Source organism: Caulobacter sp. DWP3-1-3b2 (assembly GCF_049896325.1).
GTDB lineage: Bacteria > Pseudomonadota > Alphaproteobacteria > Caulobacterales > Caulobacteraceae > Caulobacter.
The window spans coordinates 1-22,633 of record NZ_JAFCUB010000021.1 but is presented as its reverse complement, the minus strand read 5'-3'; the positions used below and the strand labels follow the sequence as shown (position 1 = coordinate 22,633).

Genomic DNA, 22,633 nt, shown 5'->3' with positions numbered 1-22,633 from the left:
CGGGAAATGCTCTAGCCGGCGGGCTTGGCGATCGGCGCAGGAGCGGCGAGCGCCTGGGGCGTGGGAGCAGGCTGCGGCTGCGCGGCCGGACGCTGGAATTTCAGGCTGCGGCCCTGGAAGAAGGCGCCGGTTTCCATCGCCAGTTGCTCGTGGGTGATGTCGCCGTCGATGTAGGAGGTGCCGTAGAGGCGGACCTGCTTGGCGGTGACGGCGCCGACCACCCGGCCGCGCACTTCCACCGCTTCGGCATAGATCGAGCCCTCGATGTGGCCCGTCTCGCCGACGGTCAACCGACCGACCCTGACGTCGCCGCGCACGATCCCGTCAATCTGCAGTTCGCCGTCCCCGGTGATGCCGCCTTCGATGGTGATGTCGGGAGAGATCAACGAGGCAACCTTGGGCGGGGCCTTGCGGGCCGCTGGCTCGGCGGCTGGAGCCATGGACATGGGCAACGGCTCGATGCGCGCCGGACCCTTGGACGCCTTAGCTTGCTTGCTGAACATACTCACCAGCCTTCAAGAAACGGTTCGGGTTCTGAGCCCGACCATTGACCCATACCTCGTAATGCAGATGCGGACCGGTCGATCGACCCGTCGAGCCCATGGCCGCGATGCGCTGACCGATCGCCACGCGCTGGCCGACCTTGACCGAAGTGGCCTGGAGGTGGGCGTAGCGGGTCTTGAAACCGTTGCCGTGGTCGATCTCGACCACATTGCCATAGCCCGAGCGCACGCCGGTGAAGGACACGACGCCGGGGGCCGTGGCCATGATCGGCGTGTAGAAGGCGCCCGGGAAGTCCAGGCCCGAATGGAAGGCCGGACGGTGGGTGAAAGGGTCGAACCGCACGCCGTAGCTGCTGCTCAAGGCCGGATTGTTGGTCGGGCGGTAAAAGGGTAGCTTCTGCGAGGCGGCGCTGAGCTGGCGCATGTCCGACATGTCGGTGGCGGCGTGCTGGATGCGGCTGGCGAAGTCTTCGTCAACATCGAGCACGGCGGCCAGGGCCCGCGGGTCCTTGGCCTCGATCAGCGGGCCACCCAGCGACGAGCCGTTGCGGCCTGTGAACGACCCCGCGTCGAGGCCGGCCATCCGCATGGCCAGGCGCAGGCGCTCGGCACGGCTCTTGGCGAAGGTCTCGGCGGCGTCGATCAAGCGTTCCTGATCCATCCGCGTTGCCTGGATGCGCTCGATCGGCGAGGCGCCGAGCACGTGCGGCTTGACGACCTGCAGCGCCTGGGACGCGCCGGGGACGCCTCGGAAATCACTGACCAGGAAGGCCAGGGCGGCATGTCGCTTCTCAACGGAATTAGCCAGCTCGTCGAGCGAGCCGCTGTTGGCCGACAGCTGAACCATCGCGCTGTTCAAACGGGCCTGGCGGTCGGCGTTGAGGCGCTCGTAATAGGCCTTCTGCTTGATGACCATCTGGTCGGTCGAGCTGACGGAGAGGGCGCTGACCATCATGGCCGCGGTGCAGACGCCCATCCAGAGGGCCGCGCCGGCGATCACCGTGGCGCACATAAGCTGCTTGCCGGTGGAGAAGACATAACCGCGCATCTCGCCGCCGGAGCGCACGTACAGATGGCGTTCCGGAAACAGATCTTCCAGGGATTGTCGCAGTCGCTTGAAGCGCGTGATCGCCATCGCCCTAGGAAACCCCCGTTTTCAAGGTCTCGGCGATATGCAACGAGAAAGCCGAAGCGTGCAAGACACTTCGCGCCCGGGTGAACCCGCAGCGTGACATTCCTCATGCAATTCAAGTGATAACGCGGTCAGAGACATCTTGTCATCGTCTGAGCGTCTCAGTGTTGCGATCAGCGCACGGTTGATGCGCCAAAGCCACACGGTTATTTCAGGGCCCGCGCCGCCGTCAGCACGGCCTTGATGTGGTTGGGCACCTTGACCTTGCGCCAGGTTTGGCGAACCACGCCCTCGCGGTCGATCAGGAAGGTCGATCGGTCGATGCCCATATACTTGCGGCCGTACATGCTTTTTTCCACCCAGGCGCCGTAGGCCTCGACGATCTCGCCGGTGGTATCGGCGGCGAGATCGACGGTCAGGTCATGCTTCTTGCGGAACTTGGCGTGGGAGGCGGCGCTGTCCTTGGAAATCCCGACGATCAGAGCGCCAACCTTGGCGAACTCCTCGACCTCGGACGAGAACTGCAGGGCCTCCGATGTGCAGCCTGCCGTGTCATCCTTCGGATAGAAGTAGAGCACGACGTTCTTGCCCTTCAGGGCCGCCAGGCTGACGCGGCCGGTGTCGGTGGCCAGATCGAAGTCGGGGGCCTTATCGCCGGGTTCAAGCATCTGTCTCTCCACAATCCTGTCACCCCGGATAGCGGCCTCGCCGCTTCCGGGTTGTTACACCGGCTTTATCAGCACGATCTTCTTCTTTCCCGCCGCCAGCTTGACCACCCCATCGATCAGGTCGGCCGAAGTGACCAGGCGGTTGGCGTCGGGCTCGGCCTTGTCGTTGAGCTTGACGCCGCCGCCTTGGGCCAAGCGGCGGGCTTCGCCGCGCGAGGCGGCCAGGCCGGCGTCGGCGAACAGGTTGGCCAGGACGATGCCGACTTCGAGGTCCGCGACAGGCACCTCGAAGGTTGGCAAATCGACCGACAGCGCGCCTTGCTCGAAGGCCTTCTCGGCCGCGTCTCGGGCCTTGCGGGCTTCTTCCTCGCCGTGCGCCATTCGCGTGGCCTCGTCGGCCAGCACCTTCTTGGCCTCGTTGATCTGCGCGCCCGGCAGGGCTTCCAGCCTGGTGATCTCGGCCAGCGGCAGGTCGGTGAACAACTTGAGAAACCGGCCCACGTCCGCGTCCTCGGTGTTGCGCCAGAACTGCCAATAATCGTAGGGGCTCAAGGCGTCCGCGTTCAACCAGACGGCGCCGGCGGCGGTCTTGCCCATCTTCGCGCCGGAGGCCGTGGTCAGCAGTGGCGTGGTGAGGCCGAACGCCGGTTGCTGATCAACGCGACGGATCAGCTCGACCCCGTTGAGGATGTTGCCCCACTGGTCCGAGCCGCCCATCTGCAGCACGCAGCCGCGCTTGCGGTTGAGTTCCAGGAAGTCGGTGGCTTGCATCAGCATGTAGTTGAATTCGAGGAACGTCAGCGGTTGTTCGCGATCCAGCCGCAGCTTGACCGAGTCGAAGGCCAGCATCCGGTTGACCGTGAAGTGCGTGCCGTATTCGCGCAGGAACTCGATATAACCCAGCTTGCTCAGCCATTCGTCGTTGTCGACCATCACTGCATCGGTCGGACCCTCGCCGAACGTCAGGAACTTCTCGAAGACGCGCTTGATGCTGGCGATATTGGCCTGGATGCCGTCATCGCTAAGCATCTTGCGGCTTTCGTCCTTGCCCGAAGGGTCGCCGACCTTGGTGGTCCCGCCGCCCATCAGCACGATCGGCTTGTGGCCGGTTTGCTGGAGGCGCCGTAGCATCATGATCGAGATCAGATTGCCCACGTGCAGGCTCGAAGCCGTGGCGTCGAAACCGACATAGGCCGTGATGATCCCGCCGGCGGCCGCGGCGTCCAATTCGTCCGGGTGAGTGATCTGGTGAATGTAGCCGCGCGCCTGCAGCGTCTGGAGGAATTCCGACTTGAAGGACGCGGCGGCGGACATGGCTCGACTCTCTAATTCTGGTGACCGCGCGTCTAGCACGGGCGCGGCGTTCTGTGGCGAGGGTTTCATCGGCGGGTCTCCTGGGATTTTGATCCGGAGACGTTCGCCTTGAGCTGACGCGTCGCCGGGTGAGGCGGGCGCATCGACGTGATCGGTCGGCGTTTCCGCTAGGACAGCGGGCGATAATAGGCGCGGGTCGTGAGGCGCGGGGTGATCATGGGGTCTAGCTAGCCGCCGCGACCCGTGGCAGTCAACCAGCCCATGCGTATCCTGGGATTCATGACCGGCACCTCGCTCGACGCCGTCGACATGGCGGTGCTCGACACCGACGGCGAGGACATCCAGGCCTTCGGCCCGGCCGGCGAGCGCAAGCTGCGCGAGGCGACTCGCGAGCTGCTGTTGGAGACCACGGCGATCGCTCGCGGCTGGGCGCGGGATGAGCCCGAGCCTTCGATCTTCGCGGAGGCCCGGCGGGCCGTCGCCGACGAGCACCTGCAGGCCGCCGAGAGCTTTCTCGCCGAGCACGGGCTCACCTGGACCAATTTCGACCTGCTGGGCGTCCACGGCCAGACCGTGCTGCACGAACGGCCGACAGCCGAACGGATTGGCCGCACGGTGCAACTGCTCGACGCCGAGCACATGGCCAAGGTCAGCGGCCGGCCGGTGGCCTTCGACTTCCGCACCGCCGACGTCGCGGCCGGCGGGGAGGGGGCGCCGCTGGCCCCGATCTATCACGCCGCCCGGACCCGGGCCTCGAGCCTGGCCGCGCCAGTGGCGGCGCTGAACCTGGGCGGGGTGGCCAATGTCACCTTCGTGAAGGCGGATGGCGACTTGCTGGCGTTCGACACCGGACCGGCCAATGGCATGATCGACCTGGTGGTCCAGGCCCGTGGGGCAGGGCGGTTCGACGAGGGTGGGCGGCTGGCCATGGCCGGGACGGTTCATCGGGACGTGCTCGCGGCCTTGCTGGCCCGACCCTATTTCGCCTCCAGGCCGCCCAAGTCGCTGGACCGCTTCGACTTCCCGGTCGAGATCGTCGATGTCCTGTCCTTGGAGGACGCCGCCGCGACCCTGACCGCCTTCACCGTCGCCAGCGTGGCGCGGGCCTATGACTGGCTGCCGGTCGAGGCGCGGCCGAGACGGTTGATCGTGGCGGGCGGCGGACGTCACAACGCGCACATGATGCTGGGCCTGTCGGAAGCCCTCGCCGGCGTCTCCGAGGTGGTCTCGGCCGACGCCCTGGGCTGGCGCGGCGACGCCATCGAGGCCGAAGCCTTCGCCTTCCTGGCGGCCCGGACGGCGCGGGGCCTGCCGATCAGCTTTCCGGGGACCACCGGGGTGGCAAGCCCGATGACGGGCGGACGGATCGTTCGGCCTTAGCCCATAAGGTTGTCCCCCCGTGGGGGAGGCGGTCGGTGGGGGAGGTTTGGGGTCTTTGATCGCAGGTCTGGCCGTCATCCGATCGCTCCCCCACCGTCGGCTTCGCCGACACCTCCCCCACGGGGGAAGAACTTCACGCGGGCTGCCGCTGAAGAGATGGAATGGGTCGCGGAGCGCCGGACGACGTCCGGAGTGTGTGAGTTTAGTCCCGTTTCGACGAGCCCGAGCGCTGCGCGGGGCTTGGAGCCTCGCACCTCCGGCCTGCCGGTCGCGAAGGTCAAGCTCGCAGCGTCCTAATGCAGCTTCAACCGTCCCGCCACCCGCTGCTGCAGCAACCGGGCCATGGCCAGGACAACGGTCTTGGGCGTGCCCATGATCGCCCGATGATGATCCAGGTGCAGCGAGATATAAGCCCACTTGGCGATCAAGCCCTCGACGAAGAAGTTGGGGCCGCCCAGCCCGCCCATCAGTGCGCCGACCCCCCTGTTCTCGCCCAGCGACACCAGCGAGCCGAAATCCCTGTAGATGAACGGCGTCTCGATCCGTCGCTGGCCGAGGCGGGCGATCAGGGCCTTGGCTAGGTAGCTGGCCTGCTGGTGCGCGGCCTGGGCGCGGGCGGGGATCAGTTTTCCGTCGACCCAAGGCGCGGCGGCGCAGTCGCCCAGCGCCCATACGTCGGCGACCGAGGTCTCCAAGTGGTCATTGACCACGAACTGGTTGCCGCGATTAGTCTCCAGGCCGTAGGCGGTATTGGTGTCGGCCGCCTTGACCCCGGCCGCCCAGACGATCAGGTCGGCCGACGTCTCGCCCAGGCTGGTCTCCAATCGATCCGCATGAACGGCCAGGACCTTGGCCCCCGTCAGCACCCGCACGCCCTTGCGCTCCAGGGCGATGGTGGCTTGGTCGGAGATCTTCTCGGGCAGGCCGCCCAGGATGCGCGGCGCGGCCTCGACGATGGCGATGTCCAATCGGAAGCGCTGCTCGGCGCCGATGCTTTCCAGCAGCTCACGGTGGGCCTCGATCAACTCGGCCGACAGCTCGACCCCGGTGGCGCCGCCGCCGACGATGGCCACGCTCATGATCTTCTCGGGCGAGAACGAGGCCTTCATGAAGGCGGCCAGCAGGCGGGTGTGGAAGGCCTCGGCGTCTTCGGTGCGCTCCAACAGATGGGCCTGCTCGGCGCCCGGCGTGCCGAACAGGTTGGAGCCGCTGCCGATCGCCAGCACGCCCCAGGTGAAGGTGACGCTCCGCTCATCCACCAGCACCTTGCCGCCTTCGCCGAGAATGGGCTTCAGGGACAGCCGCTTGGCGATGGGGTCGAAGTCGTTCAGTTCGCCGAGCAGGAAGCTGAAGTGATTGCTGCGGCCGAGGATTGAATAGGACAGGCCCTCTTGGTGGGCGTCGAGCGTGCCGGCGGCCACCTCGTGCAGGGTGGGTTTCCAGATATGATAGCTGGAGCGGTCGATCAGCAGCACCCGTTCCTTGCCGGCCTGGCGCCCGAGCTTGCGTCCTAGACGCGCCGCCAGTTCCAGCCCGCCAGCCCCGCCGCCGACGATGACGATGTCGTAGTGCATGCCCGCCATCCCAGTAATTCCTTAGCTGGTGAATATAAGGTCAAGCTGGACGGATGTCAGGCCAGGTCAGCACGAGGCGTCGAACCTGACGCGGCTCACGCGAGCAGCGGCCCTGTGGCGGGCGATGTCGAGGTTCGCTCCTTGGGAAGCGGCAGGCATGGGAGGTCACGGCCGGTCCGGCCGCGCCGTTCTGCAGTCCCAAAAGCGGTCGGATGGTTAGGCTCACCGTCATTCTCCGCAAACGTCGTTCGGCGAAGAATGAAGGTGAGTTGTCCGGAGACGCAAGCGTCGTGGTACCGGTAACCTGTGGTTACCTGGCGCAAGGCCTAAGGGATCGGGGTCATCGCCAGGCGCTTGTCGAGATAGTCGCCGACGCTCCGCTCGACGCTGGGAAGGTGCTCGGCCCAGAAGTGGGTCGCCTTGTCGACCACCTCATAGTCGATGACGATGCCCTTCTGGGTGCGCAGCTTGGAGACCACGCGCTCGACCTCGACCGGCGGCACGACGGTGTCGGCCGCGCCGGTCAGGATCAGGCCCGAGGCCGGGCAGGGGGCCAGGAAGCTGAAATCGTACATGTTGGTTGGCGGCGACACGGAGATGAAGCCATCGGTTTCGGGACGGCGCATCAGCAGCTGCATGCCGATATAGGCGCCGAAGCTGTAACCCGCGACCCAGGTCTGGGCGGCGGCCGGGTTGTTGGACTGCAGCCAATCCAGGGCCGTGGCCGCGTCGGCCAACTCGCCGATGCCGGCGTCGAACTCGCCCTGGCTGCGGCCCACGCCGCGGAAATTGAAGCGCAGGGTCGCGAAACCGCGCTTCATGAACAGGTGGTACAACTGCACCGAGACCGGATGGTTCATGTGCCCGCCCGCCTTGGGGTGGGGGTGCAGGATCAGGGCGATCGGCGCGTTGGCGGTCTTGCCCGGCGAATAGCGGCCCTCGATACGGCCGGAGGCTCCGGTCAAGATCACGTCAGGCATACTAAGATCCCTATCCAAAAAGGGGCGCGAGGTCCGGCTCCTCGCGCTCATAGGAGCGAAGGAATACTTGACCGCTGCGCTTGGTCTTCCTAAATCCGTACCGCGCGCCTTGGTCTTCGATCGAGACCTCCGGGCGCGAAGTCGCGGCTTGTAGCACACGCCTAAGCCGATGCGCGGTCAATCCGCAAGGAGATAAGGCGCATGCGCCTGAGCACCAAGGGACGATACGCGGTCATGGCCATGACCGACCTCGCGCGCCGCCAAGCGGAGGCCGAGGGTGGCCGGGCCGTGGCCCTGGCCGAGATCGCCGCCCGCCAGCAAATTTCGCTGTCCTATCTGGAGCAACTCTTCGCCCGCTTGCGCCGCAAGGGACTGGTGGTCAGCGCCCGGGGACCGGGCGGCGGCTATCGCCTGGCCCGCGAGGCCAGCGACACCGCCATCGCCGATATTGTGCTGGCCGTCGACGAGCCCCTGCGGGCCACCCGCTGCGGCCTGTCAAAGACTGGCGGGACGAGCAAGGGCGCTCCAAAGGGCTGCATGGCCGGCGGCGCCCAGTGCCTCACCCATGACCTGTGGGAGGAGATGGGCCGCCAGATCCACGGCTATCTTGCCAGCGTGTCGATCGCCGACGTGCTGAACGGCAAGCTCAAGGACAGGGCGCCCAACCCGGAAAAGTCGGCGCGGGAGATGGCGGTCGCGTGAGCAAGCCCAGCGTCTATCTCGACTACAACGCCAGCGCGCCGCTCCGCCCCGAGGCGCGCGAGGCGATGCAGCGCGCCTTCGATCTGGGCGGTAACCCCTCGTCGGTGCACGCCGTTGGGCGGACCGCGCGGGATCTGGTCGAGGCCGCCCGCGCCCAGGTTTCGGCGCTGGTCAACGTCGTGCCGGGCTCGCTGACCTTCGTCAGCGGCGGCACAGAGGCCAACGCCCTGGCCATCGGCAGCGCCGCCTTCGCGGGGTTCGACCGAGTCCTGGTCAGCGCCGGCGAGCACGACGCCGTCACCCAGACCGCCGCCGCCTCCGGCCTGCCGGTCGAGGTGATGCCGATCGACACCAACGGCGTCGCAGACCTCGACTGGCTGCGCGAGGCCCTGTGCAAACCCGGCCGCGCGCTCGTCTGCCTGATGTTGGCCAATAACGAGACCGGCGTGATCCAGCCTGTTGCTGAAGCGTCGGCCCTGGTGCGCGACGCTGACGGCTGGCTGCATGTCGACGCCGTCCAGGCGGCCGGGAAGATCGCCATCGACTTCACCGCCCTGGGCGCCGACACGATGGCCCTGTCGGCCCACAAGCTGGGTGGGCCGCAAGGCGTCGGCGCGCTGGTGGCCGGCACGCGCGCCACCCTGGTGCGCCAGCAGCACGGCGGCGGCCAGGAACGCGGCCGCCGGGCCGGCACCGAGAACGTCGCCGGGATCGCCGGGTTCGGCGCCGCCGCGGTCGCGGCTGCCCGGGACTTGCCCCTGATGGCCGATCAAGGCACATGGCGTGACGCCCTGGCCGAACGGGTCAAGGCGGCTGGCGGCGTGATGCTCGGGGAGGGCGCGCAACGCCTGCCCCAAACTCTCTGTCTCGCCGCCGAAGGCTTCGACTCGCAGATTCAGGTGATGGGCCTCGATCTGGCGGGCGTGATGGTCAGCGCCGGCAGCGCCTGCTCGTCGGGCAAGGTCAAGGCCAGCCGCGTGGTGGAAGCCATGGGCCGGTCCGACCTGGCCCCCTTCGCGCTGCGCGTCAGCGGCGGCTGGGCCACGACCGAGCAACACTGGATTTCCTGCGGCGACGCCTGGCTCGCCGCCTATTCGCGTATCGGCGCCCGTCGCCGGGAGGTGGCTTGATGGCCGCAGTTAGAGAAACCGTCAAAACCGTCGCCGCGCTTGAGAAATACGAGCACGGCTTCACCTCGGACATCGACCAGGAGTTCGCCCCCAAGGGCCTCTCCGAGGACATTGTGCGCTTCATTTCGGCCAAGAAGGACGAACCACAGTGGATGCTCGACTGGCGGCTCGAAGCCTACCGCCGCTGGCTAGAGCTGGAAGCGCCGACCTGGGCCAAGGTCGACTTCCCCGCGATCGATTACCAAGACAGCTACTATTACGCCGCCCCGACCCAGAAGGCCGGCATCGCCAGCCTCGACGAGGTGGATCCCGAGATCCTGGCCATCTACGCCAAGCTCGGTATCCCGTTGAAGGAACAGGAAGTCTTGGCCGGCGTGGTCGGCGCGCCGCGCTACGCCGTGGACGCGGTGTTCGACAGCGTGTCGGTCGTCACCACCTTTAAGAAGGAGCTGGCGGCAGTGGGGGTGATCTTCTGCTCGATGAGCGAGGCGATCCGCGAGCATCCCGAACTGGTTAGGCAATATCTCGGCTCCGTCGTGCCGACCTCCGACAACTACTATGCCTGCCTCAACAGCGCGGTCTTCAGCGACGGTTCGTTCGTCTATATCCCGCCGGGCGTGCGCTGCCCGATGGAGCTGTCGACCTATTTCCGCATCAACGCCAAGGACAGCGGCCAGTTCGAGCGCACCCTGATCATCGCCGACAAGGGGGCCTATTGCTCCTATCTTGAGGGCTGCACCGCCCCGATGCGCGACGAGAACCAGCTTCACGCCGCCGTGGTCGAGCTGGTTTTGCTCGACGACGCCGAGATCAAGTATTCCACCGTCCAGAACTGGTATCCGGGCGATCCGGTGACCGGCAAGGGCGGCATCTACAACTTCGTCACCAAGCGCGCCGACTGCCGCGGCGATCGTTCCAAGGTGTCGTGGACCCAGGTCGAGACCGGCTCGGCCATCACCTGGAAATACCCGTCTTGCGTCTTGCGCGGCGAGGGATCGTCGGGCGAGTTCTACTCGATCGCCGTGACCAACGGCCATCAGCAGGCCGACACCGGCACCAAGATGATCCACCTGGGGGCAAATACCCGCTCGCGGATCGTCGCCAAGGGCATCAGCGCCGGCAAGTCGACCAGCACCTATCGCGGCCTGGTCTCGGCCCACCCCAAGGCCAAGGGCGCCCGCAACTTCACCCAGTGCGACAGCCTGCTGATCGGCAAGACCTGCGCGGCCCACACGGTCCCGTACATCGAGGCCCGCAACGGCCAATCGGTGTTCGAGCACGAGGCCACCACGACGCGGCTGTCGGACGACCAACTGTTCTACGTGATGCAGCGCGGGCTGTCGCAGGAAGAGGCCGTGGCCCTGCTGGTCAACGGCTTCGTCAAGGACGTGCTGCAGCAACTCCCCATGGAATTCGCCGTCGAAGCCCAGAAGCTGGTGGCGATTTCGCTGGAAGGCTCAGTCGGGTGATCTTGCAGGGCGTTTTCGACATCGAAAAGGAAGCGACCAGCTGGACGCAGGACGGTTCGTTCCGAGGTGCTGACGGCAAAGCAGTGCGCGCTTATGACGACGTCGTTCTGTTGCGCGACATCGTGCCTGAGAACGACCCAAAGTCCCCCTACATCGTGCCCGCCGGTACCACCGGCACCATCCTGTTCTTTAACGAGCGCGCCGACGGCGTCGCGCAACCCGAACTCGACTGGGATCCGGTCGCCGTGGTTTTCGGCTATGAGGACCAACGCCATCTCCGCCTGCACATGACGAACGAAGAAAAGTACCCGCGCTGATGCTCTCCATCCAGAACCTCCACGCCAATGTCGGCGACAAGCTGATCCTCAAGGGGCTGACGCTCGACGTGCCGGCCGGGCAGGTGCACGCCATCATGGGGCCGAACGGGGCGGGGAAGTCGACGTTGTCCTATGTGCTGACCGGCCGGGGCGGCTATGAGGTCACCGAAGGCACGGCAAGCCTGAACGGCGAGGACCTGCTGGCCCTTGCGCCCAATGAGCGGGCCGCCAAGGGGGTGTTCCTGTCGTTCCAGTATCCGCTGGAGATCCCCGGCGTGCCGGCCCTGACCTTCATCCGCACCGCCCTGAACGCCCAGCGCCGGGCGCGCGGCGAGGACGAGATCGCCGCCCCGGCCTTCCTGAAGCTGGCCCGCGAGAAGGCCGCCTCGCTGAAGATCGACTTCGACATGCTAAAGCGCGGCCTCAATGTCGGCTTCTCGGGTGGCGAGAAGAAGCGGATGGAAATCCTTCAAATGGCGATGCTTTCGCCGAAGTTCCTGATCCTCGACGAGACCGACAGCGGCCTCGACATCGACGCCCTGAAGATCGTCTCCGAAGGCGTCAACGCCCTGCGCGCCCCCGATCGCGGCATGCTGGTCATCACCCACTACCAACGCCTGCTGGACTACATCAAACCCGACCGCGTCCACGTGCTGGCCGCCGGTCGGATCGTGGCTTCGGGCGGGCCGGAGTTGGCCTTGCAGCTCGAGGCCGAGGGGTATGACAAGTACACGGTGGCGGCGTGATGCTTCCGTCCGTATCACGGGACAAGTCCTCCCCCATTGTGGGAAGCGATCGCGGAGCGATCGGTGGGGGGAGTCTTAGGCTCGCTCGATCCAGAATGCGGTCGCATGCCGATCACTCCCCCCTCCGTCGGCTAAGCCGACACCTCCCCCATGGGGGGAGGACTTTCGCATGACCCTCGCCACCGCCCTGAAGACCGGCGACCTGACCCAGCTGCCGTCGCGCCGCGACGAGGACTGGCGCTGGACCGACCTGCGCGGCCTGATCCGCGCCTTGCCGCCCGCCTCGCCGGTGGTGGACGGCGACGTCGCCGCCGGGCCGTTCGACGGCCTGGCCACGGGCGAAATCCTGTTCGTCAACGGTCGCCAGCGCCATGCCGCTCAGTCCGGTGCGGGTGACGTCGTCGCACTGCGCTTCGTCTCGGCGAGCGATGGCACGGCCCACGCCGCCGCCTATGCGGTCGTCGTCGAGCCCGACACCACCCTGATCCTGCTGGAAAGCCACGAGGGCCGGGCCGGGGCGTACATGTCGGATGTCACCCTGGATATCGCGGTGGGCGAGGGCGCCCGCGTCGAGCGTATCGTGATGATCGACGACCATGCCGAGGCCATCAACATCGTCACCACCGAGGTCGACCTCGCCCCCGGCGCGACCTTCCACCAGACCGTTCTAACCGCCGGCGCCCGTCGCCAGCGGATCGAGACCCGGATCAACCACCCCGGCGCCCACGCCCAGGTGCGGCTGGACGGCGTCTATGTCCTCGCAGGCCAGCGCCACGCTGACCAGACCACCGTGGTTACCCACGGCGGCGCTGACGGCGTCACCAACCAACTGACCAAGGGCGTCGTCGCCGATCAGGCGCGCGGCGTCTTCCAGGGCCGGATCGTTGTCCAGCCCGGCGCCGACCAGACCGACGCCCGCATGGGTCACCACGCCCTGATCCTGTCGGACATGGCCGAGGTCGACGCCAAGCCCGAGCTGCTGATCTTCGCAGACGACGTGTCCTGCGCCCACGGCAACACCATCGGCGCCCTGGATGACGAGGCGATCTTCTACGCCCGCCAGCGCGGCATCCCCGAGGCCGAGGCCCGGGCGATGCTGACGGAGGCCTTCCTGGGCGAGGTGGTCGAGCGCATCGAGCATGAGGGTGCGCGCGCCGTGGCGGCGGCCTGGGTCGCTAGAAAGCTGGGAAGAAGCGCATGAAGTTCGCCTCCGCATTCCTTCTCCCCTTGCGGGAGAAGATGTCGGCGCAGCCGACGGATGAGGGGTCGAGCGGACCTTTCCGCCGCTCGCAGCTGAACCGCCTTTCGACCCCTCATCCGACCCGCTTCGCGGGCCACCTTCTCCCGCAAGGGGAGAAGGAATAATGGCCTTCGACGTCGAAGCCATCCGCGCCCAGTTTCCGATCCTGGCGCGCCAGGTGCACGGCAAGCCGCTGATCTATCTGGACACCGCCGCCAGCGCCCAGAAGCCGGACGCGGTGCTGGACGCCATGGTTGGCCTGGCCCGCACCAGCTACGCCAACGTCCATCGCGGCCTGCACACGCTCGCCAATGAAACGACGCAGGCCTATGAAAATGCGCGGGAAACCGTGGCAAAGTTCATCAATGCCGAGCCGTCGGAAATCGTCTGGACCAAGAGCGCCACCGAGGCCGTCAACCTGGTCGCCGACACTTTCGGCCGCTCGCTCAAGGCCGGCGACGAGATCGTGCTCTCCGAGATGGAGCACCACGCCAACATCGTGCCATGGCACTTCCTGCGCGAACGCTATGGCGTGGTGTTGAAGTTCATCCCGGTCACCGACGACGGCCGGCTGGATCTAGCGGCCTATGAAGGCCTGCTGTCCGAGCGCACCCGGATGGTCGCCGTCACCCACATGTCGAACGTGCTGGGCACAGTCAATGACGTGCTACGGATCGTGGATCTGGCCCACGCGGCCGGGGCGCTGACCCTGATCGACGGCTGCCAGGGCGTGGTCCACACCAAGGTCGACGTGAAGGCGCTGGACGCCGACTTCTACGTGTTTTCCGGCCACAAGCTGTACGGCCCGACCGGCATCGGCGTGCTGTACGGCAAGGCCGAGCGGCTGGCCGCCTTGCCGCCGTACCAGGGCGGCGGCGAGATGATCGGCTCGGTTTCGATGGACCTCATTACCTATGCCGACCCGCCGCACCGCTTCGAGGCGGGCACGCCCGCTATCCTCGAGGCCGTCGGGCTTGGCGCGGCCATCGACTGGCTGAACGGCATCGACCGCGACGCGGCCTTCGTCCACGAACACGCCCTCTACCAGAGGGTGATCGACCAGCTGGACGGCGTCAATGGCGTGCGGATCCTCGGCACGGCGCCTGGCAAGGGGGCGGTGCTGAGCTTCGTGGTCGAGGGCGCCCACGCCCATGACGTGGCCCAGGTGCTGGACCGTTACGGCGTCGCCGTGCGGGCCGGCACCCACTGCGCTGAGCCGCTGATGACGCGATTTGGCGTGACGTCGAGCGCCAGAGCTTCCTTCGCCCTATATAACACCGAGGCCGAGGCCGACGCGTTCGTGAGCGCGCTGGCCAAGGCCCGCAGTTTCTTCAGTTGAGCGACATGACCGACCAAGCTGTCTGCAAGATCCCTCAGGCCGAGCTCGATCGGCTGACCGACCAACTCGTCGAGAAGCTGAAGACGGTGTTTGACCCGGAAATCCCGGTCGACATCTACGAACTCGGTTTGATCTACAAGGTCGACGTCAGCGACGATCGCGACGTGGCCATCGACATGACCCTGACCGCCCCAGGGTGCCCGGTGGCCGGCGAGATGCCGGGCTGGGTGCGCGACGCGGTCATGGAGCTGGAAGGCATCAAGTCGTGCCATGTCGACTTGGTCTTCGAGCCGCCGTGGGATCCCTCGCGGATGAGCGACGAGGCCAAGCTTCAACTGAACATGTTCTGAGGTTAGCCTTCAAACACCGCTCATCCCGGCGCATGCCGGGACCCAGATGCAATAGCTTTGAGACTAGCGCCAGGAACGCAGAGCTCATCCAGTCAGCCCAGCGTTTTGGGATCTGGGTCCCGGCATTCGCCGGGATGAGCGGATAGAGTAGGATCGCGATATGGAAGCCGCTGTTTCTTTCCGCCCCCGTCGCCCCCGCCCCAAGGTCGTCACCCTGACCCCGGCCGCCGCCGCGCGGGTCAAGGAGATCATGGACCGGAAGTCGGTCGAAGAGCCGGGCAAGCCCTATGCCGGCCTGCGGGTGGGCGTGAAGAATGGCGGCTGCGCGGGCTCGGAATACATCTTCGAATATGCCGCCGAGCGGGGGCCGATCGACGAGGTGGTCGAGGATCAGGGCGTCACCATCCTGATCGACCCCAAGGCCGTGCTGTTCCTGATCGGCACCACGATCGACTACGAGACCACCAAGCTGTCGTCGAAGTTCGTGTTCAACAATCCGAACGAAACCGACGCCTGCGGCTGCGGCGAGAGCGTGACGATCCAGCCGGCGGCCGAGCTGAACGACTGATGCTGGCCCGGACGCCGTCCTGCGTCGAATGCGGCCTGGCCTGGGGCGCGCCGGCGTTTCGCCACGAGGACGAGGCGCCGCTCTACTGGTCGGACACCGGTCTCATCTGCTCGGCGCCGTGCGCCCAGAAGCACTTCGCCAAGCGGCGGACTGAGAGGATGTTGGTCGCGGTCCCGGTAAACTGCCCGGTTGAAATCCAGGCCTCAGATACAGGCTTGAGCCAGCGCACAGGCGCCGGCGAACAGTGGGATGCCTGTCGCGACTAGCCCCACGAGCAGGGCGCTAGGCGCGGCGATCAGACCCCACTTTCCCAGACGTCGGAACACGGTGATCATTGCCGCCACCCAGCCAACGAAGGTCAGCACTACGATAGCCGCCAGTATCCAAGTGCGAGCGTTTGGTTCGGTATCCGCGCCGATGAGCCCGCCGCCCAACCAGGTTACAGCGAAAAGCATCGCGGCGGCGCCGTAAGGACCGGCCAATAGACGGGTTCTGTACCAGTTGGGATTAGGAGCGATCATGCGGTCGTCGCCACCGTCACATTCCTCCGCCCATTCCACTCCACCAGCACCGACGACTTGACCGGCTCGCCGCGCGCCTGGGCGATCAGTTGGTTGGTGCGGGTTTCGATGACCTCCTCCATCCTAGCCATGAACTCGGCCTTCGAAAGGCCCGGAGCGATCGGCGGCAGGAACTCGACCGTGGCCTGGCCGGCGGTCTTGGCCTTGTCCTGCTGCTTCCAAAAGCAGCCCAGGTTTGTCGCCACCGGCACGACGGGCAGGCCGAAATCCTGGCTCATATAATAGACGCCGGTGCGGTAGCGGAACCGCTCGCCCGGCGCGGCCAGGTGGCCCTCGGGGTAGATCAGGATGCGGCGGCCCTCGGCGGCGACTTGGGCGGCGCTCTCCGACAGGGCCTTGCGGGCCTCGGGCCCGCCGCAGCTGTCGACGACGATGGCGCCCAGCTTCTTGAGGATCGCGCCGACCAGCGGGAACTTCTCCAGATGGTCGCCGGTGACGAAGCTGAGGTTCTCGACATTGGCGAACATCACGAAGCCGTCGCCCCAGCTGTGGTGCTTGGCGGCGATGATGAAGGCGCCCTGGGGCAGGTTCTCCTGGCCCTTGAGGTCGATCTTGACGCCGGCGATCGCGCGCAGCGCCCAGATCATCCGCTGACTGTAGAGCCGCAGGGCGAAGGCGACCGGCTTGCGGCCCGGGAGCAGGGCGGAGAGGGCGGCCGACAGGCCGTAGAAGATCGACAGAACCCAATAGTAGATATTGAACAGCGCGCTGCGCATGGGTCTTGATCCTTAGCGAGCCGACAGCACGGCCTGGACGGCCGCGGTCATCAGGGGGGCGTGGGCGGAGAGGGCGTCGTCGCCCAGGCGGCCATAGGCCTTGTTCTGGGCGGTCTGGGTGATCACGCCGATGGCCATGGCGGCAATGACGCGCGGGTCGGCCGGAGGAAGTTGCGCGTCCATCATCGCCCGCTTGATAAGGGCCTCGACCATGGTCACCGGGTCGCGGCCGTCTTCCTGGTAGTAGGGCAGGAAATGGTGAAGCTGCAGCAGGTGGAACGAAAACAGCAGCCAGTCCTCGTCGGCCACCGTGCAATAGGCTCGGACCACGGCGGCAGCCTTGGCCTGAATGCCGACGGCCAGGTCTGCGTTGACGGTGATCAGGTCCGATAGTCGGCGGTGGGTGGCCATGAACAGGCCTAGGGCCAGTTCGTCCTTGCTCTTCCAGTGGCGGTAGATCGCACCTTCCGACACCCCGGCCTTCGCGGCGATCAGCTTGGTGGTGGCCGCATCGACACCGCGCTCGACGAAGACCTCGAGGGCGGCGCGTTCGATCTTGGGCTTGGCGTTCATGGGCCGAAGCTAACATGGTAGCGACTTGGCGCAAGTGATTACTCACATTGCCGCCGCGACATTGACCAGAGCGGGCGGGCGGGCCTAAGCCGGGCGATGGTTCAAACGGTCCTGATCTATTCGATGGGCGAGGTGATCGGCGACGGGCTGATCAAACTGCCTTTCATCGCCGGCCTGCGCGCGGCCTTTCCGGACGCCCGGATCACCTGGTGCGCCGGCAAGGGCGAGACGGTCTATGCCGGCCCGCTAAAAGCCGTGGTCGATGGCTATATCGACGAGATCCTGACCACGGGTCGCACCGGCGCGAAGCTGGCGGACCTGCTGCCCTGGGCCAAGCCGTTCAGCGGCCGAACCTTCGACCTGGTGATCGACACCCAGGAAAACCTGCGGCGCAGCCTCGTGGCGCGGCGGGCGTCGCGCGGCGGACGCTTCGTCTCGGCCGCAGTCCAGGCGCGCAAGGCCGGCTGGCCCGTCGCCGTGGTTGATCGTCTGGCGAGACTGCTGGCCCTGGCCACCGACGGCTCCGGCGCGCCTCGCCCCTTGGTCCTAAGCCACCCCGACCCTCTGGCCGCCGCCAAGGCGTTGCTGCCAGAGGGCCCGACCTATATCGGCCTGGCGCCGGGCGCCGGCGGCAAGGACCGACGCTGGCCGCTGGAGCGCTATGTGCAGTTGGCGCGAAACCTCGAGGCCTCGGGACGCAAGGCGGTGTTGTTCTTCGGTCCCGACGAGGCCGCCGACGCCCAGGTCGCTCGTCACGCCATACCCACAGCCCTGATGCCCGAATGGAACCGCACCGACGACTATCCGACCGTGAAGGGGCCATTGTTGGCCATCGCGTTAGCGGGACGGCTCACGGCCGCCGTGGCCAATGACGCGGGCCCAGGTCACATGCTGGCGGCTGGCGGCGTACCCCTCCTGTCTCTGCAGCAGGACCACCGCAAGGCGGTGAAATTCCGCCCCGCGGCTCAGCGGCTTGAGCTGCTCGTCGCGGAAGACTACGGACAGGGCATGGCCGCTTTGCCGCTCGATGTTGTGGACGCGGCCCTGCAGCGCCTGATCGCCGGAGTTTCTTGATGCCCATTCTCGCGCCCGTCTCGGCCGGCGAACTGATCGACAAGATCACGATCCTGCGCGTCAAGGCGACGCGGATCGGCGACGCGGCCAAGGAGGCCAATGTCAGGGCCGAGTTGGGCCTGCTGGAAGCCACCGCGACGCGGGAACTGCCGGCCTCGGCGGAACTGAAGCGTTTGACCGCCGAGTTGACCGAGATAAACGCTGCCTTGTGGGACATCGAGGATGGCAAGCGCGACTGCGAGCGCCGCCAGGATTTCGGCCCGGACTTCGTCCAGCTGGCGCGCCGGGTCTATATCGATAACGACCGCCGCGCCGCCGTGAAGCGCGATATCAACGCCCTGGCCGGGTCCGAGATCGTCGAGGAAAAGAGCCATAAGCCATATTTGGCGAATTAGGGCGCCTACGTCCCCCTGAACGCCGCCGGGCGCTTTTGCAGGAACGCGCCGACCCCCTCCAGGAAGTCATCGGTCTTGCCCGCAGCCTTCTGCGCGTGGCGCTCGGCGTGGAGTTGGCCCACCCAGTCTGCGTCGAGACTATCCCAAACCAATTTGCGGATCGCCGAGAGGGCGGCCGGGCCGGCGGCCAGTTCCTGGGCGATGGCGGCGGCGGTCGGCATCAGTTCGGCGTCAGGGACGCAGCGATTGATCAAACCCCAGTCCAGCGCCTTGGCGGCCGGGATCTTGTCGCCCAGCAGCATCATCTCCATGGCGCGCGCCTTGCCCACCAGGCGCGGCAGCAGGTAGGTCGAGCCGCCATCAGGCACCAAGCCGATGCGGCGGAAGGCCTGCAGGAAATAGGCGCTCTGCGCCGCCACGACGATGTCGCCGAGCAAGGCGATGGAGCAGCCGACACCGGCCGCTGGGCCATTGATCGCCGTGACGATCGGCAATGGGAAGTCGCGAAGCAGGGTGACTAGCGGATTGTAGGTGCTTTCCAGCGCCGAGCCAGCGTCGGGCTTGCCGTCGACGTCGGCCTCGCGGCCCGCCGCGCCGCCGCCAGACAGGTTGGCGCCGGAACAGAAGCCGCGGCCTTCGCCCGTCAGGATCACGGCGCGGGCCGAAACCCTGCCTGCGGCGATCGAGCCGAAGGCGTGGGCCAACTCGCGGGCCATGTCCAGGCTGGCGGCGTTCAGGGTGGAGGGATCGGCGAGGGTGACGACGGCCACGCCATCGGCAGCCTCAAGCCGGATCTTCTCGTAGGTCATGGCGTCCTCCCAAGGCTGTCGCTTGTTGGCCTGAGTCTAGGCGCGACTAACCTTGGGGAACACCAGCGGAATTACGCCGCGTTGGCGGATTCCTGCTTGGCCTCGGCGGCGGTGACGCGGTTGCGGCCGCCGCGCTTGGAGGTGTAGAGCGCCGCATCGGCCCGCTCCATGACCGAGTGGCCGGTCTCGCCCGGACGACGCTCGGAGAAGCCTGACGAGATGGTGATGGCGCCCAGGTCCTCGTTGGTCGAGCGGCGCTTTAGCATGCGCGAGGAGACCTCGACGCGAATGTCTTCCAGGGTGCCGGCGACGATCGAGGCTGATTCCCGAGGGAAGATCATCGCGAACTCCTCGCCGCCGTAGCGGGCGGCGAAGCGGGGCGGGGCGGCGACGCGGCCGATGACGCTCGCGACATAGCGGATGACCTGGTCGCCAGTCTGGTGGCCCCAGGTGTCGTTGAAACGCTTGAAATGGTCGATGTCGAGCACGGCCAGGCAGATGGTGGTGCCAGCTTCGTCGGCCTCCGAACAGGCGCGTTCGAACTCTTCGTCGAAGGCCTTGCGGTTGGCCAGATTGGTCAAACCGTCGGTCGTGGCGTCGCGGCGCACCTGTTCCAGATGCTCGCGCAGGCGATCGACCTCGGCGGTCGATTCGGCCAGGCGGGTCTCGAGCGACTCGTTTTCCTTCTGGACCCGGCGCGTGGCTTCCGACAGGTCGGTGACCACGGTCTTGATGCGGTCGAGGTCGTCGGAGCCGTCCAGGGCCTTGGTCGCGGTGGCCAGGGTCTTGGAGTAGGCGGTGTTGGAGCTTTGGGCGTTCTGGATGGCCTTGGAGACCGACTCCAGTTCCTTGCTCAGCAGGTCGCCGGCGTCGCGGATCTGTTCGTTCAGCTTGGCCTTGGGCAGGTAGGCGGCGGCCAGTTCCTCGCTAAGCAGTTCGGTCAGCGGCTCGCCCAGCGAAATCAGTCGGGTCAATTCCCGGGCCAGGGCGCCATCGGGATCGGCGACATAGTGGGTCCACAGTTCGAAATTCAGAGCGGTCGGCCAGACCTGGTGACGTTCCATCAGGGCCAGCGCTCGGCCGGCGATCTTATAGGCCTCTGGGCCGCGCAGTGTGATCTCGACGTCGGACATTTCTTATCCTCGAACAGCGCGGCGTCCGCCCCGGACGCGCGCTAGGTGCAGCCATCTAAGCTGAAGAGTTCAAACGAGCCGTTAAGAACGAACGACGTTCACTTGCGTGTTCTTCGTGTCGCCGCCATGGTGAACGCTGATAAGATGAGCCGTTCGGCCGCTTGGAGGAACCTGACCGTGAATGCGCCCGCCAACCTCGACCTTGAATCTCACAAAGCCACGCTGTCGCGGGCGCTGGACTTGCAGAGGGCCGCGCACCTGCGACAAGGCGCCCCAACGGCGCAAGGTCGCATCGAATGGCTGGACCGTTGCATCGGACTGCTGGTCGATCACCAGGGCGAGATCGCTGATGCGCTGAACGCCGATTTCGGGTCGCGTTCGAAGGACGCCACGGGCCTGACCGACATCGCTGCCTCGATTGGCCCGCTCAAACACGCCAAGGAAAACCTGACCAAGTGGATGCGCCCGGAAAAGCGCAAGACCACGCCGGCGATCCTCGGCCTGTTTGGGGCCAAGGCGGAGGTCTTGTACCAGCCCAAGGGCGTGGTGGGGATCATCAGCCCGTGGAATTTCCCGATCAACCTGACCTTCGCGCCGCTGGCCGGGGTGCTGGCGGCCGGCAACCGGGCGATGATCAAGCCCTCGGAATTCACGCCGATCACCTCCGAGCTGATGAAGACGATGTTCGCCAAGGCGTTCAGCGAAGATGAGATTGCGGTAATCACCGGCGGACCCGACATCGGCCAGGCCTTTACCAGCCTGCCGTTTGACCACCTGATCTTCACCGGCGCCACCTCGGTGGCGCGCCACGTGATGCGGGCGGCGGCCGAGAACCTGGTGCCGGTGACCCTGGAACTGGGCGGCAAGAGCCCGGTGATCCTGTCGCGCGGCGCCGACATGGCCGTGGCGGCCGGGCGCATCATGGCGGGCAAGACCCTTAACGCCGGCCAGATCTGCCTTGCGCCCGACTATGTGCTGGCCCCGGCCGACCAGATAGACAGCTTCGTGGCCGAGGCCAAGGCCGCCGTGGGCCGCAGCTTCCCCACCCTGAAGGACAATCCCGACTACACCGCTGTGGTCGCCCAGCGTCACTATGACCGCATCAAAGGCCACGTCGACGACGCCCGGGCCAAGGGGGCGACGATCGTCGAAATCAACCCGGCCGGCGAAGACCTCAGCCAGCAGGAGCATCGCAAGATTCCGCCGACCCTGATCCTCAATCCGACCGATGACATGACGGTGATGCAGGACGAAATCTTTGGCCCACTGCTGCCGGTCAAGACCTATGGCAAGGTTGAGGAGGCGGTGGACTATATCAACAGCCATGACCGGCCGCTGGGTCTCTACTGGTTCGGCACCGACGACGCCGAACGCGACATGGTGCTGAACCGCACCACCAGCGGCGGGGTGACGATCAATGACGTGATCTTCCATGTCGCCCAGGAAGACCTGCCGTTCGGCGGGGTCGGCCCTGCCGGCATGGGCAGCTATCACGGTCGCGACGGCTTCATGGAGTTCAGCCACAAAAAGGCGGTGTTCCAGCAGCTGAAGAAGGACATCGGCCCGATGCTGGCGCTTCGGCCGCCATACGGGGCGGCAATCCGAAAATATTTGGCGGGCCAGATCAAGCGGTAAGAAAGGCCCTCCCCCCGTGGGGGAGGCGATCGCGCAGCGACCGGTGGGGGGAGGTTTTGGATCGTCGATCGCAGGTCCGGCCGTCATCCGATCACTCCCCCCACCGTCGGCTTCGCCGACACCTCCCCTACGGGGGGGCTTAGAACACACGGCTTCGTCGCCTGACAGGATGGCCCGAAAGGGGGTTGAGGAGGCGCGGAGCGGCCGGGCCAAGCCCGGATGACCGTGGGTTTAGAGTTTGCGTTTCGGCGTGGACCGACCGCTCCGCGAAACCGTTTGTCTCGAGGGACGGCGATTGAGGGCTT

24 protein-coding genes are annotated in these 22,633 nt (G+C 66.5%); 13 read left to right on the top strand and 11 right to left on the bottom strand.

Features of this window, described 5'->3' with window-relative positions:
- Positions 1-11: 11 nt before the first annotated feature.
- The 4 genes from ACP7AG_RS13805 to tyrS form a co-directional block, all read right to left on the bottom strand.
- Complete coding sequence (locus ACP7AG_RS13805; protein WP_426011540.1) at positions 12-503, bottom strand: bactofilin family protein; 492 nt, start codon at positions 501-503, stop codon at positions 12-14.
- Positions 484-1,638 (bottom strand): peptidoglycan DD-metalloendopeptidase family protein, encoded by a 1,155-nt coding sequence (locus tag ACP7AG_RS13800; protein WP_426031515.1) that lies wholly within the window; start codon positions 1,636-1,638, stop codon positions 484-486. The genes ACP7AG_RS13805 and ACP7AG_RS13800 overlap by 20 nt, the downstream gene beginning before the upstream one ends.
- A 203-nt stretch (positions 1,639-1,841) precedes the next feature.
- A complete protein-coding gene (locus ACP7AG_RS13795; RefSeq protein WP_426011538.1) occupies positions 1,842-2,303 on the bottom strand; it encodes a peroxiredoxin in 462 nt (153 codons plus the stop codon).
- A gap of 54 nt (positions 2,304-2,357) precedes the next feature.
- Entirely contained in the window at positions 2,358-3,686 is a 1,329-nt protein-coding gene (tyrS, locus tag ACP7AG_RS13790; protein ID WP_426031513.1) for a tyrosine--tRNA ligase, read from the bottom strand.
- Positions 3,687-3,878: 192 nt separating this feature from the next.
- Here tyrS and ACP7AG_RS13785 point away from each other — a divergent pair, with 192 nt between their 5' ends.
- Positions 3,879-4,997, top strand: coding sequence for an anhydro-N-acetylmuramic acid kinase (locus ACP7AG_RS13785; protein WP_426031511.1), 1,119 nt, complete (start codon positions 3,879-3,881; stop codon positions 4,995-4,997).
- A 293-nt stretch (positions 4,998-5,290) separates the two neighbouring features.
- On the opposite strand, the gene ACP7AG_RS13780 is transcribed toward ACP7AG_RS13785, so the two are convergent.
- Both ACP7AG_RS13780 and ACP7AG_RS13775 read right to left on the bottom strand, forming a co-directional pair.
- Positions 5,291-6,571, bottom strand: a complete 1,281-nt coding sequence (locus ACP7AG_RS13780) for an NAD(P)/FAD-dependent oxidoreductase (RefSeq protein ID WP_426011535.1) — start codon at positions 6,569-6,571, stop codon at positions 5,291-5,293.
- 326 nt (positions 6,572-6,897) lie between these two features.
- Positions 6,898-7,551, bottom strand: coding sequence for an alpha/beta hydrolase (locus ACP7AG_RS13775; protein ID WP_426011534.1), 654 nt, complete (start codon positions 7,549-7,551; stop codon positions 6,898-6,900).
- Between the two features lie 201 nt (positions 7,552-7,752).
- On the opposite strand from ACP7AG_RS13775, the gene ACP7AG_RS13770 reads away from it, so the two are divergent.
- The 9 genes from ACP7AG_RS13770 to ACP7AG_RS13730 all read left to right on the top strand — a co-directional run bounded on the left by ACP7AG_RS13770 (position 7,753) and on the right by ACP7AG_RS13730 (position 15,412).
- The gene (locus ACP7AG_RS13770; protein WP_426011533.1) at positions 7,753-8,253 is read left to right on the top strand and encodes an Rrf2 family transcriptional regulator; all 501 of its coding nucleotides are present in this window, start codon (positions 7,753-7,755) and stop codon (positions 8,251-8,253) included.
- On the top strand, positions 8,250-9,383 hold the full coding sequence (locus ACP7AG_RS13765; RefSeq protein WP_426031509.1) for a cysteine desulfurase family protein: 1,134 nt from the start codon (positions 8,250-8,252) through the stop codon (positions 9,381-9,383). The genes ACP7AG_RS13770 and ACP7AG_RS13765 overlap by 4 nt, the downstream gene beginning before the upstream one ends.
- On the top strand, positions 9,383-10,852 hold the full coding sequence (gene sufB, locus ACP7AG_RS13760) for a Fe-S cluster assembly protein SufB (RefSeq protein ID WP_426031507.1): 1,470 nt from the start codon (positions 9,383-9,385) through the stop codon (positions 10,850-10,852). The genes ACP7AG_RS13765 and sufB overlap by 1 nt, the downstream gene beginning before the upstream one ends.
- Positions 10,849-11,169, top strand: coding sequence for a hypothetical protein (locus ACP7AG_RS13755; protein ID WP_426031506.1), 321 nt, complete (start codon positions 10,849-10,851; stop codon positions 11,167-11,169). The genes sufB and ACP7AG_RS13755 overlap by 4 nt, the downstream gene beginning before the upstream one ends.
- Positions 11,169-11,915, top strand: a complete 747-nt coding sequence (sufC, locus tag ACP7AG_RS13750) for a Fe-S cluster assembly ATPase SufC (protein WP_426031504.1) — start codon at positions 11,169-11,171, stop codon at positions 11,913-11,915. The genes ACP7AG_RS13755 and sufC overlap by 1 nt, the downstream gene beginning before the upstream one ends.
- A 169-nt stretch (positions 11,916-12,084) precedes the next feature.
- Entirely contained in the window at positions 12,085-13,116 is a 1,032-nt protein-coding gene (gene sufD, locus ACP7AG_RS13745) for a Fe-S cluster assembly protein SufD (RefSeq protein ID WP_426031502.1), read from the top strand.
- A 163-nt stretch (positions 13,117-13,279) separates the two neighbouring features.
- Positions 13,280-14,494 (top strand): aminotransferase class V-fold PLP-dependent enzyme, encoded by a 1,215-nt coding sequence (locus tag ACP7AG_RS13740; RefSeq protein ID WP_426031500.1) that lies wholly within the window; start codon positions 13,280-13,282, stop codon positions 14,492-14,494.
- Positions 14,495-14,499: 5 nt separating this feature from the next.
- Entirely contained in the window at positions 14,500-14,844 is a 345-nt protein-coding gene (locus ACP7AG_RS13735; RefSeq protein ID WP_426031498.1) for an SUF system Fe-S cluster assembly protein, read from the top strand.
- A gap of 160 nt (positions 14,845-15,004) precedes the next feature.
- Positions 15,005-15,412, top strand: coding sequence for a HesB/IscA family protein (locus ACP7AG_RS13730; RefSeq protein WP_426031496.1), 408 nt, complete (start codon positions 15,005-15,007; stop codon positions 15,410-15,412).
- Positions 15,413-15,615: 203 nt separating this feature from the next.
- Here ACP7AG_RS13730 and ACP7AG_RS13725 read toward each other — a convergent pair whose 3' ends face one another.
- The 3 genes from ACP7AG_RS13725 to ACP7AG_RS13715 are packed head-to-tail and all read right to left on the bottom strand — an operon-like array spanning position 15,616 to position 17,282.
- Positions 15,616-15,933 (bottom strand): hypothetical protein, encoded by a 318-nt coding sequence (locus ACP7AG_RS13725; RefSeq protein ID WP_426031494.1) that lies wholly within the window; start codon positions 15,931-15,933, stop codon positions 15,616-15,618.
- Positions 15,930-16,709 carry a lysophospholipid acyltransferase family protein gene (locus tag ACP7AG_RS13720; protein WP_426031492.1) on the bottom strand — a complete coding sequence of 260 codons (780 nt, stop codon included), beginning with the start codon at positions 16,707-16,709 and terminating at the stop codon, positions 15,930-15,932. Before ACP7AG_RS13720 ends, ACP7AG_RS13725 begins: the two co-directional genes overlap by 4 nt.
- A 12-nt stretch (positions 16,710-16,721) precedes the next feature.
- Positions 16,722-17,282 (bottom strand): TetR/AcrR family transcriptional regulator, encoded by a 561-nt coding sequence (locus ACP7AG_RS13715; protein WP_426011522.1) that lies wholly within the window; start codon positions 17,280-17,282, stop codon positions 16,722-16,724.
- A 96-nt stretch (positions 17,283-17,378) separates the two neighbouring features.
- Between ACP7AG_RS13715 and ACP7AG_RS13710 the strand changes: the two genes are divergently transcribed.
- Both ACP7AG_RS13710 and ACP7AG_RS13705 read left to right on the top strand, forming a co-directional pair.
- Positions 17,379-18,356: a glycosyltransferase family 9 protein gene (locus ACP7AG_RS13710; protein ID WP_426031490.1), complete on the top strand. Its 978-nt coding sequence runs from the start codon at positions 17,379-17,381 to the stop codon at positions 18,354-18,356.
- Positions 18,356-18,751, top strand: a complete 396-nt coding sequence (locus ACP7AG_RS13705) for a DUF6165 family protein (protein WP_426011520.1) — start codon at positions 18,356-18,358, stop codon at positions 18,749-18,751. Before ACP7AG_RS13710 ends, ACP7AG_RS13705 begins: the two co-directional genes overlap by 1 nt.
- A 5-nt stretch (positions 18,752-18,756) precedes the next feature.
- Here the strand turns inward: ACP7AG_RS13705 and ACP7AG_RS13700 are convergent, their stop codons facing one another.
- Positions 18,757-19,560 carry an enoyl-CoA hydratase/isomerase gene (locus ACP7AG_RS13700; protein ID WP_426031488.1) on the bottom strand — a complete coding sequence of 268 codons (804 nt, stop codon included), beginning with the start codon at positions 19,558-19,560 and terminating at the stop codon, positions 18,757-18,759.
- Positions 19,561-19,631: 71 nt separating this feature from the next.
- Positions 19,632-20,693 carry a diguanylate cyclase domain-containing protein gene (locus tag ACP7AG_RS13695; RefSeq protein ID WP_426031486.1) on the bottom strand — a complete coding sequence of 354 codons (1,062 nt, stop codon included), beginning with the start codon at positions 20,691-20,693 and terminating at the stop codon, positions 19,632-19,634.
- Positions 20,694-20,870: 177 nt separating this feature from the next.
- Here ACP7AG_RS13695 and ACP7AG_RS13690 point away from each other — a divergent pair, with 177 nt between their 5' ends.
- The gene (locus tag ACP7AG_RS13690; protein WP_426031484.1) at positions 20,871-22,328 is read left to right on the top strand and encodes a coniferyl aldehyde dehydrogenase; all 1,458 of its coding nucleotides are present in this window, start codon (positions 20,871-20,873) and stop codon (positions 22,326-22,328) included.
- Positions 22,329-22,633: the final 305 nt, after the last annotated feature.

What these genes read in the sequence shown, in the direction of transcription:
- ACP7AG_RS13710 (WP_426031490.1), top strand. Translation starts at nt 17,379, where the DNA reads ATGGTTCAAACGGTCCTGATCTATTCGATGGGCGAGGTGATCGGCGAC.
- ACP7AG_RS13780 (WP_426011535.1), bottom strand. Translation starts at nt 6,571, where the DNA reads ATGCACTACGACATCGTCATCGTCGGCGGCGGGGCTGGCGGGCTGGAA.
- sufD (WP_426031502.1), top strand. Translation starts at nt 12,085, where the DNA reads ATGACCCTCGCCACCGCCCTGAAGACCGGCGACCTGACCCAGCTGCCG.
- ACP7AG_RS13740 (WP_426031500.1), top strand. Translation starts at nt 13,280, where the DNA reads ATGGCCTTCGACGTCGAAGCCATCCGCGCCCAGTTTCCGATCCTGGCG.
- ACP7AG_RS13770 (WP_426011533.1), top strand. Translation starts at nt 7,753, where the DNA reads ATGCGCCTGAGCACCAAGGGACGATACGCGGTCATGGCCATGACCGAC.
- ACP7AG_RS13785 (WP_426031511.1), top strand. Translation starts at nt 3,879, where the DNA reads ATGCGTATCCTGGGATTCATGACCGGCACCTCGCTCGACGCCGTCGAC.
- ACP7AG_RS13795 (WP_426011538.1), bottom strand. Translation starts at nt 2,303, where the DNA reads ATGCTTGAACCCGGCGATAAGGCCCCCGACTTCGATCTGGCCACCGAC.
- ACP7AG_RS13725 (WP_426031494.1), bottom strand. Translation starts at nt 15,933, where the DNA reads ATGATCGCTCCTAATCCCAACTGGTACAGAACCCGTCTATTGGCCGGT.
- ACP7AG_RS13720 (WP_426031492.1), bottom strand. Translation starts at nt 16,709, where the DNA reads ATGCGCAGCGCGCTGTTCAATATCTACTATTGGGTTCTGTCGATCTTC.
- ACP7AG_RS13735 (WP_426031498.1), top strand. Translation starts at nt 14,500, where the DNA reads ATGACCGACCAAGCTGTCTGCAAGATCCCTCAGGCCGAGCTCGATCGG.
- ACP7AG_RS13805 (WP_426011540.1), bottom strand. Translation starts at nt 503, where the DNA reads ATGTTCAGCAAGCAAGCTAAGGCGTCCAAGGGTCCGGCGCGCATCGAG.
- ACP7AG_RS13705 (WP_426011520.1), top strand. Translation starts at nt 18,356, where the DNA reads ATGCCCATTCTCGCGCCCGTCTCGGCCGGCGAACTGATCGACAAGATC.
- ACP7AG_RS13730 (WP_426031496.1), top strand. Translation starts at nt 15,005, where the DNA reads ATGGAAGCCGCTGTTTCTTTCCGCCCCCGTCGCCCCCGCCCCAAGGTC.
- sufB (WP_426031507.1), top strand. Translation starts at nt 9,383, where the DNA reads ATGGCCGCAGTTAGAGAAACCGTCAAAACCGTCGCCGCGCTTGAGAAA.
- sufC (WP_426031504.1), top strand. Translation starts at nt 11,169, where the DNA reads ATGCTCTCCATCCAGAACCTCCACGCCAATGTCGGCGACAAGCTGATC.
- ACP7AG_RS13700 (WP_426031488.1), bottom strand. Translation starts at nt 19,560, where the DNA reads ATGACCTACGAGAAGATCCGGCTTGAGGCTGCCGATGGCGTGGCCGTC.
- ACP7AG_RS13800 (WP_426031515.1), bottom strand. Translation starts at nt 1,638, where the DNA reads ATGGCGATCACGCGCTTCAAGCGACTGCGACAATCCCTGGAAGATCTG.
- ACP7AG_RS13775 (WP_426011534.1), bottom strand. Translation starts at nt 7,551, where the DNA reads ATGCCTGACGTGATCTTGACCGGAGCCTCCGGCCGTATCGAGGGCCGC.
- ACP7AG_RS13715 (WP_426011522.1), bottom strand. Translation starts at nt 17,282, where the DNA reads ATGAACGCCAAGCCCAAGATCGAACGCGCCGCCCTCGAGGTCTTCGTC.
- tyrS (WP_426031513.1), bottom strand. Translation starts at nt 3,686, where the DNA reads ATGAAACCCTCGCCACAGAACGCCGCGCCCGTGCTAGACGCGCGGTCA.
- ACP7AG_RS13695 (WP_426031486.1), bottom strand. Translation starts at nt 20,693, where the DNA reads ATGTCCGACGTCGAGATCACACTGCGCGGCCCAGAGGCCTATAAGATC.